At 27.1% G+C, this 10702-nt stretch carries 9 protein-coding genes; 5 read left to right on the forward strand and 4 right to left on the reverse strand.

Annotation, left to right across the window (positions count from 1 at the left end; genetic code table 11):
• Positions 1–7: 7 nt before the first annotated feature.
• Genes PKV21_00580 through PKV21_00600 form a run of 5 tightly spaced genes read left to right on the forward strand, consistent with a single transcriptional unit; the run spans position 8 to position 7571 of the window.
• Positions 8–1066 carry a UDP-N-acetylglucosamine--N-acetylmuramyl-(pentapeptide) pyrophosphoryl-undecaprenol N-acetylglucosamine transferase gene (locus tag PKV21_00580; GenBank protein HOM25987.1) on the forward strand — a complete coding sequence of 353 codons (1059 nt, stop codon included), beginning with the start codon at positions 8–10 and terminating at the stop codon, positions 1064–1066.
• The gene (murC, locus tag PKV21_00585; protein HOM25988.1) at positions 1063–2442 is read left to right on the forward strand and encodes a UDP-N-acetylmuramate--L-alanine ligase; all 1380 of its coding nucleotides are present in this window, start codon (positions 1063–1065) and stop codon (positions 2440–2442) included. The genes PKV21_00580 and murC overlap by 4 nt, the downstream gene beginning before the upstream one ends.
• Positions 2439–3110, forward strand: coding sequence for an NAD(P)H-hydrate epimerase (locus PKV21_00590; protein ID HOM25989.1), 672 nt, complete (start codon positions 2439–2441; stop codon positions 3108–3110). Before murC ends, PKV21_00590 begins: the two co-directional genes overlap by 4 nt.
• Positions 3094–5748, forward strand: a complete 2655-nt coding sequence (locus PKV21_00595; GenBank protein ID HOM25990.1) for a HEAT repeat domain-containing protein — start codon at positions 3094–3096, stop codon at positions 5746–5748. Before PKV21_00590 ends, PKV21_00595 begins: the two co-directional genes overlap by 17 nt.
• Positions 5745–7571: a hypothetical protein gene (locus tag PKV21_00600; GenBank protein ID HOM25991.1), complete on the forward strand. Its 1827-nt coding sequence runs from the start codon at positions 5745–5747 to the stop codon at positions 7569–7571. The genes PKV21_00595 and PKV21_00600 overlap by 4 nt, the downstream gene beginning before the upstream one ends.
• 22 nt (positions 7572–7593) lie before the next feature.
• On the opposite strand, the gene PKV21_00605 is transcribed toward PKV21_00600, so the two are convergent.
• The 4 genes from PKV21_00605 to PKV21_00620 form a co-directional block, all read right to left on the reverse strand.
• Positions 7594–8256: a hypothetical protein gene (locus tag PKV21_00605; GenBank protein HOM25992.1), complete on the reverse strand. Its 663-nt coding sequence runs from the start codon at positions 8254–8256 to the stop codon at positions 7594–7596.
• 3 nt (positions 8257–8259) lie between these two features.
• Positions 8260–8685 (reverse strand): transcriptional repressor, encoded by a 426-nt coding sequence (locus PKV21_00610; protein ID HOM25993.1) that lies wholly within the window; start codon positions 8683–8685, stop codon positions 8260–8262.
• 181 nt (positions 8686–8866) lie between these two features.
• Positions 8867–9607, reverse strand: a complete 741-nt coding sequence (locus PKV21_00615; protein ID HOM25994.1) for a TIGR03943 family protein — start codon at positions 9605–9607, stop codon at positions 8867–8869.
• Positions 9608–9610: 3 nt separating this feature from the next.
• Positions 9611–10609, reverse strand: a complete 999-nt coding sequence (locus PKV21_00620; protein ID HOM25995.1) for a permease — start codon at positions 10607–10609, stop codon at positions 9611–9613.
• Between the last annotated feature and the right edge of the window lie 93 nt (positions 10610–10702).

Below are 10702 nucleotides of genomic sequence, written 5' to 3' on the forward strand. Positions count from 1 at the left end.
TAAATCTATGAGAAAAGCAATTATAATAACAGGACCTACCGGTGGACATTTTTTTCCTGGTCTTGCAATAGGAGAGAGATTAAAGGATAAGTTTGAAATTAAATTTTTTGTTCCGAAAAGGGAATATATAGTTAAACATCTTGAAAAAAGGAATTTCACATTTCGTTTTATTCCAACAGCAAGAATTACAAAAAAAAATTTTATTTTTTCCACTTTTAAAATTTTTTACCTTATAATTTTTTCAATTATTCTCTTTTTAAAAGAAAAACCACGAATAATAATAGGAACTGGAAGTTATGTATGTGTACCTTTCATTATTGGGGGTAGAATTTTATGTAAAAAAATAATAATTCATGAGCAAAATTACATACCGGGAAAGACCACAAAAATTTTATCTCCTTTCGTAAACTTTATATTACTAACATTTCCTTATAAAAATAAATTACCTTCTAAAAAATGTATTATAACAGGATTTCCATTAATTTCAGAATATAGAGAAAATTATAGAAAAGAAAAGATAAGAGAAATTTACGGACTTGAAAATATAAAAACAATTTTAATTCTTGGAGGAAGTCAGGGTGCTTCTTTCATAAATAGATTAATCATAAATAATCTCAGTTACTTTAAAAAAAAAGGATTTCAACTTGTACACATAGCAGGAAAAGAGAAAGATTTTGTAGAAAAAAAATTTTTTGAGAATAATATAAAGGGAAAAGTTTATGATTTTTTTTACGAGATGAATAAACTATATTCTGCAGTTGATTATGTTATATGTAGAGCAGGAGCGGGAACTCTTGTAGAAATAGTTGAAAAGGAAATTCCTGCTTTTTTAATCCCTTATCCATATGCAGGAGGTCATCAGGTCAGAAATGCTGAGTATTTATCAAAAGTTGGTTGTGCTTTTTTTGCTGAAGAAAAATATATTGAAACTGGGAATTTTGTTGATTTATTTGAAAAGTTTTTACAGGAAAGTTATAAATTAAAGGAAAATTTGAAAAAAATTAAACTTTCTGATAATGGTAAAATTGAAGAGATTATTTTTACACTTTTTAAGGAGATAACATGAAAGGATTTATAAAAAACTCAAAAAGAATACATCTCATCGGGATTGGTGGCATTGGTGTAAGTGGTCTTGCTAAAATTTTACTTCGTTTAAATAAAAAAGTTTCCGGTTCAGATAATAATTATTCACCAATTATTAAAAAACTCAGAAAATTAGGAATAAAGGTGTACATTGGACAGAATGAAAAAAATATAGATTCAGATATAGACCTTGTTATTTATTCTCAGGCAATTTTACCTGATAATCCTGAATATAAAAAAGCAAAAGAATTAAATATCCCTGTTTTAAGTTACCCGGAAGCAGTTGGAGAAATAATGGAAGAAAAAAGGGGAATTGTTGTTTCAGGTACTCATGGGAAAACAACAACTTCTGCCCTTGTGGTAAATCTTCTAAAGACATTAAATTTATCACCATCTTTTTTAATAGGGGGTGAAATTATAAATGTAGGAAATTCGGGTGTGGGTGATGGTGAGTTTCTTGTTGTAGAAGGTTGTGAGTATAAAAGATCATTTTTAAATTACCATCCAGAAATTGCTATCATTACAAATATTGAAAAAGACCATCTTGATTACTATAAAGACATAAATGATATAAAAAGTGCTTTTTTTCAGTTTTCTCAAAATATTAAATCAGATGGTGTTTTAATTTACTGTAATGAAGATAGAAATGTTAAAAGTATTGTTAAAAAACTAAAAATTAAAAAATTATCTTACGGGTTTAATTCAGGAAATATAACATGTGAAGGAGTTAGAATAAGAGGAAGAAAAACAGAGTTTGAGTGTTTTTTTAATGGGAAAAAACTTGGAAAAGTTAATATAAATCTATGGGGTAAACATAATGTTTTGAATTCTCTTGCTGCTGTGGGAGTTGGGATTTACCTTGGTTTTTTATGGAAAGAAATAAAAAAAGGACTTGAAAATTTCAAGGGAGTTCACAGGAGATGCGAAATTCTTGGAGAAAAATCGGATATTATTGTTATTGATGATTATGGACATCATCCAACTGAGATAAAATCAACACTGAAATGTATAAAACAGGTATTTCCTGATAAAAGGTTGATAGTCGTATTTCAACCACATCAATATAGCAGAACAAGATTTTTATTGAAGGACTTTGCAAAATCATTTTCACTTGCAGATAAAATTGTTGTTCCTGATATATATTTTGTCAGGGATTCATTAATTGAAAAAAAACTTGTTAATGCAGAGATTCTTGTTGAGAAAATAAGAAAAAATGGTAAAAAAGCAATTTATCTTCCAACTTTTAGAGAAATAGTAGAATATCTTTATGAAATAAAAAAGAGAGGAGATATAATTTTGACTATAGGTGCAGGTCCTGTAGATAAAGTTGCAAAAGAATTTTTAAAAAGAATTAAATGAAAAAAATAATTTTAACAAGGGAAGAGATATTAAAAATAGAAAAAGAAACAGTTGAAAAATTTGGTATCAGCAATTTGATTCTTATGGAAAATGCAGGAAGAGAAAGTTTTTATGTAATAAAAAAAATATTGAAAGATATAAAAAATAGAAAGTTTTTTATTTTGTGTGGTAAGGGTAATAATGGAGGTGATGGTTTTGTTCTTACAAGATATTTATTTAATAATGGAGCAAATGTTAAAGTTTTTTACCTTGGCAAACCAGAAGATTTTACCGATATTTCTTTTTTAAATTTTGAAATATTGAGAAGATTAAAAATTGACACAGAGAGTATAAATGATTTAAAATTAAAAGGGTTGAAAATTGAAAGAAAGGACGTTTTTATAGATGCTATTTTAGGGATAGGAATAAAAGGTGAAATAAAAGGTGATATGAGAAATGTAATAGAGTTTATAAATAAAAGTTCAATTTATACTGTGTCAATTGATATACCATCAGGGCTTGATGCTGACACAGGTGAAATACACGGTGTTTCTGTTAAAAGTAATATAACAATAAGCATGGGATTTTTAAAAAAAGGTTTCTTTACTGGTAAAGGACCTGAATATGTAGGAAAAATTAAATTAGTCGATATTGGTTTTCCAAAATACTATTATGAGAAAGATAAGTAAAATTTTTATTTTTTTATATTTACTAAATTTTAGTATATATGGTGAATCTCAGGTTCTTACATTCGGGACAAAGACAAAGAAGATTGAATTTCTGAAAAAAGTTTTAAACAATAAAGATAAGGTTTATATAAAAGAAGTTGCTAATTTTTTAGATGATGAAGATAAAGAAGTTAGAACTTTTGCATCTTTAATACTTTATGAAATAGGAGATTCTACCTGTATTGATTTCTACAAAAAATCTCTTGGTGATGAGTACTGGCAGATAAGATTATATGGAATAAAAGGACTTGTTAAATTTGGAGAAGGGGATATTCTTGAGAATTTATTTGCTTCACTTGATGACCCATACTGGCAGGTAAGATACTATGCTGCAATAGGTATTGGAAAATATGGAGACGAAAATTCAATCTCTAATCTTATTTCACATCTTAATGAGACAAATTTAGAAGTAAAAAAAGCAATTCTGATATCATTAAAGAGATTATTATGGAAAAACATAACAAGATTTAATTTTAAGTCAATGGATGAAAATCAATTAAAATTACTTTTTGATTGTTTTGAAAGTAATGATGAGCAGATAAAATTATTAACAATTTCTATTTTTGAAAGTGTGAAAGATGTAAGGAGTATTCCATATCTTGTAAAATTGCTGGGAGATAAAAGTGATGAGGTGAAGATTAAATCATTATGGGCACTTGAAGGATTTAAAACGAAAAATATAGAAGAAATTGAGGGTTTATTGAATGAACCATCTGTAAAGGTAAAGATTGAAGCGATTAAAACTCTTGTTAGATTAAAAGGAGAAGAAGGAATAAATGGTTTAATTAAAGGATTGAGTGATGAAAATGAGAGTGTAAAGATATATTCTTTATGGGCACTTGAAAAATTTAAAAATCCTGCTTCTTATCCTGAAATAGTTAAATGTATTGCAGATAAGTCCCTAAGTGTTAGAGAAGAAGCAATAAATATTATTGAAAGAACTGATGATTCTATATTTATTCCTATTTTAGAAAAGTTTATTGAGAATAAAGAAACAAACATAGAGCATAAAAAACTGGCTATAATTGAACTTGGAAAAATAGGAAATCTTGATTTAAACAGAGCAAAAGATATACTCAAAAAATATTTAAAAAGTTCTGATAGAGAAATAAGATATACTTCTATTGAAGGTTTCTATTATCTTGATAAATTTGATGATTATTACATTAAAAATCTTGTTTATATGGAAAAGAATGACCCTGATATAAGAATTAGAAAGTGCAGTTCAAGATATTTAGGTGAAATAATAGATGAATGCATTATTAAAATAAATAGTATGAGAGAAAGCGATAGAAAATTTGTTATTGATAAAATAGATAGTTTCATAGGAAGTAATGAAATAAATAAGTTGTTAATTAAGATGTTTTATAGTAAATATCCAGAAGTTAGAGAAAAAGCGGTTTTTGTTTTAAAAGAGATGCCCAGAAAAGTATTTGCAAAAAATGTTAAAGAACTTGCAAAAGAATCAGATGTAGAATTAAAAAAATTATGTGCTATTGTTTTAGGAGAAATGCGAGATTTAAGTTCAATTGGAATTTTAAAACAGGGATTAACTCATTTTGACCCTGAATATCAACTTATATGTGCCAATTCTCTTGCAAAAATGGGTAGAAACGACGGGATTAATGTGATTATGAAAAATATTAATAATGATGATGTTTATTATCAGAAAATTGCAGTTGAATCTCTTATTTATTTAGATAAGATAGCGTATTCACCTATATTTATTAAAAAACTTCATGACTCAGAACTTGATATAAAAATTATTTCTGCATGGGGACTCGCAAGGTTAGGAAATTTAACAGGTTTAGAAGTTCTTGTAAGATTGTCTGAAATAAATGTTGAACCTATAAGAACACTTGCAAATATTTATCTAAAGGACCAAAAAATTCCTTCTAATCTCAGAAGTAAGATACCTTTTATTAGAGAGGAAATATATAGAAATAAATTAGGAGTTCAGGAGGTAAGTCCGAAGATAATGTATTCATATAAAACAGATATTCCAGTTGAAATAGATGGAAAAGATGATGAAGGAATATGGAAAATGATTGAGGAAATTAATGGATTTATAAGTATAGAAGATGAAAAAGTTTTTATTGATGCTCAAACAAAAATAGCGAGTGTTTATGACAATGAAAATATTTACTTTTTAATTAAATGTGAAAATCCATCAAATGGTGTAATAAATTTTGATACAAGAGATTTTTTAACAATTTCTATAAATCCAAAGAATTCTTTTAATGAATGGTATCAATTCGTTTTTCATCCCCTTAAGTTTACATTTCCACTTTCTGAAGAAGTAAGATATCTTAAATACAGTTACAAATGGAAATTTTATAAAAATGAAGAAGATGTGGATAAATTATGGAATTCTGATTGGAAAATTGATACAGATGTTTCTTCCCCTGGAACAGTTAGAAAATGGATTGCTGAAATAGCCATACCTATTAAAGATTTAAAAGTAGAAAAAATTATCAAAGGAACTCAATGGACAATAAACTTTCAGAGAGAGATAAATAATTATATTATATCAACATGGACAGGTAGAATAGATATTCCAGACCAGTTTGGTTTAATTATTTTCAAGGAGAGCCCATGAGAAAATTTATTATTTTTATTACTCTTTTTATTTTATTTGCTAATGGATTTGGGGCAAACTGGTATGAAAAGAACAAACAACTTTCAGTTGTTTTTTCAAATGAGGTCTGGAAGTTAGTTGAAAAAGCAAATTATTATTCAAATAGAGGAAATATAAAATCTGCAGATGCATATTTAAGAACTGCTAAAGAAAAAACAGAAAAATGTGAGCCGTTTTCTCCTAATAACTGGCCATTTGGATGGCCAAGAGATAAAGAAAGTTTAAAATATTTAAAATATGCAACACCGGTTGCTTTTATCTATAGAATAATAGGAGATTTTTGTTTAGATACTAATTATATAAAAGAAAGTATAAGGTATTTTGAAGTTTATCTGAGTAAGTGTTTAATTCCTGATGCGGACTATTATATGTTGCTTGCCAGTATCTATGAAAAAGAAGGAATGTATAATCAAGCAATTAATTTATATTATGAGATTTCAAAATTTATTGAAAATAAAAATTACTGGGGGAAAGATTATTCTATAAGTGACATAGAAAAGAAGATAAAAAATTTAAATTTAATGTTTAAGAAAAATTTGGTTATTATTCTGAATCCTGTATTTATTGACATTCCTCCGTTTATCCAGACAGATTTTTCAAGTATATTAACAGATGAAATTAATAATATAAAAAATGTTATTATTGTTCCAAGAGAGAGTTTTTTAAAAGTTTTGAATGAGCAGAAATTTATTGAAATGTCAATAGAAGATGAAGAACTTTCAATTGCAGGTAAAATTCTGAATGCTGATTATGTATTTAAGCCATCTCTTGCTAAAATTGTTAATACTTATGTTTTTAATTTGGATGTTTTTTCAATTAACAAAAAAAAGTGGTTTGAGCATTATGAGTATAAAACAGATGATATGAGATATATTCCTAATATGATTAAAAGATTTACTGTAAACTTTCAGGGACTGGATATTCCATCTTCTTTATTTTTACCAGAAACAAAATTTTTGTGGAGTTATGAAACCGATGATTTAATAAATGACCTTAAGACATCCAGAGATAAAAAAAGAATTTTAATAGGATGTGATTCTGGAAGTGCTTATTTGATAAATGATAAGGGAGTTTTAATACGAAAATTAAATATGTCAGAAAAAATTATAAAAGTTTCAATCTCACCTGAAGGAAATTATTTTTCCTTCTTTACACTTGAAGGGATTTTATATTTTCTTACAGGAAATGGAAAGATTTTATGGACAAAAAAGACAGGGAATTTAGGAAGAGGGATAGGTATATCAGAAAATGGTAAATTTATAGTTGCTGGAATTGATAAGAGAATACTTTATATTGATAAAAATGGAGAGATTTTCTGGGATTTAAACTTACCAGAAATTATTTCTTTTGTTAATATAAAAGACGATGGAAGTCTGGTTTTTACAGGAACAGAAAATGGGAAGTTATACTGTTATAGGGATGATGGAAACCTAAAATGGGAAAAAAATATAAATGGTAAAATAATAAATATTAAACCCGGAGAAAATTATATTTGTGTTGAAACCGAAACAGGAATGATTTATTTATATGATTTAAATGGAAATGAAATAAAAAATTTCAGAAATGATGAAGAAATTAATTATAATATTTTTTCTTCTGAAATTCTTGAATTGATTTCTGGAAAAAAAGGGAATTTTTTATTCTTCCTTTCATACGATAAAAAAAGTTTATGGAGATATATTTTAAAAGATAGATTAAATTTTCTTGAATCCTTACCTGATGGAAAATTTATTGTTTCTGCTGAAGGTAAAAACATCTTTTCTTTTTCTATAATCTGGAAGTAAAAATAATGAAAGATACTTTTTTTTAATGAATGTGACTGTATTTAGATAATTTATCTTTTTTTGAAATAAAAAGAAGAGGAAAAACTATATCACTTGTACAGCAAGGAATTACTACAGCAAGTACCATATAAATTAAGACACTCCCTATCCGATGAACCCAGTCAATTAGTCCGAAACTGATAAGATAGAATATGGAGGCAGTTGCACTTACAAATACATGTAAAGAATGAGAGAAAATAACTCCTTCTGATTTTTCAAGTGTTTCAGGTGCAACATAACCCATAAAAACCCCCAGAAATAAAAATGGCAATACAATTTGAGGATGTTGAATTATACATATATGGAGTTTCATTTTTGCACCGAGTAGAAATCCAGAAATATAAGGAATAAAAATATCACTTATTCCACAAATTCCAGCAGAACCAATTACTCCAATTATAAATGCCTTCCAGAATTTCTTTTCATTTTTCCAGAACATTGTAGTTGTTGCAAGAGCAGAGAAAAGCATATGTGTTGGATGAAAAATATGGAAAAGTTCTTCAAAATATTCAGAGGGGTTCTCTATATTTAAAATTTCAACAAAAAAGGTTAAAATTCCAGCAAATATAAGTCCAATTGTAACTGAGAGAACAGAAAAAGGTATATGATGAGAAAGAGCATCTCCAATAAACTTTATTTTTTTCATATTTTACCTCCTCTTACAATTTTTACATAATCCTTTAAGAAAAAATTGGTGTTCTGTAATAATAAAGCCGGTTTTCTTTTCTATATCATTTTTTATTTCTTCAAAATTACAAATTCCAAAATCATCTACTTTATGACATGAGATACAAACTATATGGTGATGATGAATATTCTTTTCTTCTTTGCAAATCCCATAATAAAATCTGTTTTCTTCACCTTCTATTTTTGTTAATATCCCAATTTTTTCAAAATATGCAAGGTTTCTATATACTGTTGGAAGTCCTATTTTTTTAAAGTTGTTTTTCATATATTTCCAGATATCAAATGGAGTAAAATATTTATCATTTTTGAGAAAATAGTTTATTATTGCAACCCTTTTAGGAGTAATTTTTAACTTATTTTTTTTAAGCGATTTTTTATATTTTTCCATTTCTAAATGAAAATGATTTTCATTTATATTATACGGTTATACTTTTAAATTGTCAAGATAGAAAACCTATAAATAAAAACCTCTCCTGCGGGGAAGACAGGAGAGGAAAAAGGGGGGTGAAGGAAGGTAATATTTAATTATAACATAAATTTAAAAATTTTGCAAGTTAAATTTGTTTTAATTAATAGAGATAAGGGTCTGATGGTGGATTTGTTTTTTTAACTTCTTCTGCAATTATTTTGACTTTTCCCTCTTCTATTTTAACTTTTCCTTTTACATTCACCCAGTCCTCATTTTTAAATTCTTCTTTTTCTTCTGGTGGTATCCACTCGCCTGTTGATTTTTCTTTTATCCCCTTATATTCTACTTCAACCCCAAGTGGTGTGGCATCAGCAGCACAGCATGTTATTAAAAATCTTATTAAAGTAAACTTTTCTTTTTCTTCTCCTTTATATACCATACCTTCTATGCTCACATCTTTTTCTTCTATTTCTTCTGGTTTTGATTTTGAAAGGGCAAGAAGTTGTTTGATTGTAAGTTTTTTGTATTTCCCTTCTGTTTCTATCTTTTCCTGTAATGATTTTAAAATATCCTTGCTTAGAAACTCTGTCTGTATTCCTCTTTTTAATGCAGCATAGGTTGGTAAAGCCGTTGGTCTGACAAGAATAAATAAAATTAAAGGGAATAGGAATATAATAAAGGAAAAAATATCATAGACATTTAACTGTTTAAAATTTTTCATTTTTTTAATTTCAATTGTTAGGAGAAATACCAAAATCAAAACACCTATTACTATGTATGGAAAATAAAAGTTTTTGACAAATATTTTGAAATTTCCTGTAAAAATTAATGAGATAAAAAACAAAATATAGAAAATTATAATTAAAAATTCATAAAACTGTCTGTTCTTAAAAATTTTCATATCTCATCCTCCTAAAAAACTTCCAATAATTCCAAGAATAAAAAGGGTTAAGAATACACTTACAAGAAGTTTTTTGACAAATTTTTCTTTGAATGCAGCAAAATATACAAGTATTAGAGATATACTCATCATTGGTCCAGAAATCATGAATATAATTTTTGAGATATCGGGTAAGTAAGTAAATGAACTCGCTACAAAAGCATCCGCATAAGAACATAATGAAAGAATTATAGAAAGAATTTGCATTGATAGAATTGATAAAACTTTATTTTTGCCTATAGCAATAAATACTTCTCTTGAAGTAAATGTTGAAAAAAGAGAAGCAAGTGTCGCTCCTATTATTAAGTATTTTCCCATAATCAAAAAATCATTTCCTGAATGAATAAAAATTCTTTCAAATTTTGAAAGGTTTTCATCATGTTTGTGTCCTTCTTCATATTCCTTTAAAATTTCACTTTTATCTTCTGGAGCAATTAAAATACCAACAAAAACACTTACAATAAAGGCAATAAGGAATCTGCCAAAAACCATTTTTAAAGAGGAAAAGGCAAGATAGGTTGAAAAAAGAGTGATTGGATTGATTATTGCAGTCGCAAGAAGATAGGAAATACCTCCTGGAGTTGGTATTCCCTTTTTCATCAATCTTCTTGAAACAGGAATTTCTCCACATGAACAGACAGGAAATAAAAAACCTAAAAATGAGCCAAATACTGCAGATGAAAACTTACCCTGAGGTAAAATTTTTTTGAATTTATCTTCTGAAACCAAAACTTCAATTGTACCCGAAATTAAAGAACCGATTAAAATAAATGGAAATCCCTCAATTAAAATAGCAAGTGAGACAATTGTAAATACCTGTAATTTTGGATTTTTAACTATCCGATTTAATTGAGAAAAAGAACCTGACTGCCAGAGATTGAAAATAAAAAAAAGAAATAAAACTCCTATACTTATTAAGATTTTTTTCAGAGTTTCTTCTTTTTTTTGTTTTATTTTCTCCATATTTTTAAAATTATACTTCTCAAAATTTTTATTTTCAAAATCCTGTTGCCTCATATAAGAATCTAAGTAAAATTTATATACGATGCCTCACAT

Source organism: bacterium, from assembly GCA_035371905.1.
Lineage (GTDB): Bacteria > Ratteibacteria > UBA8468 > B48-G9 > JAFGKM01 > JAMWDI01.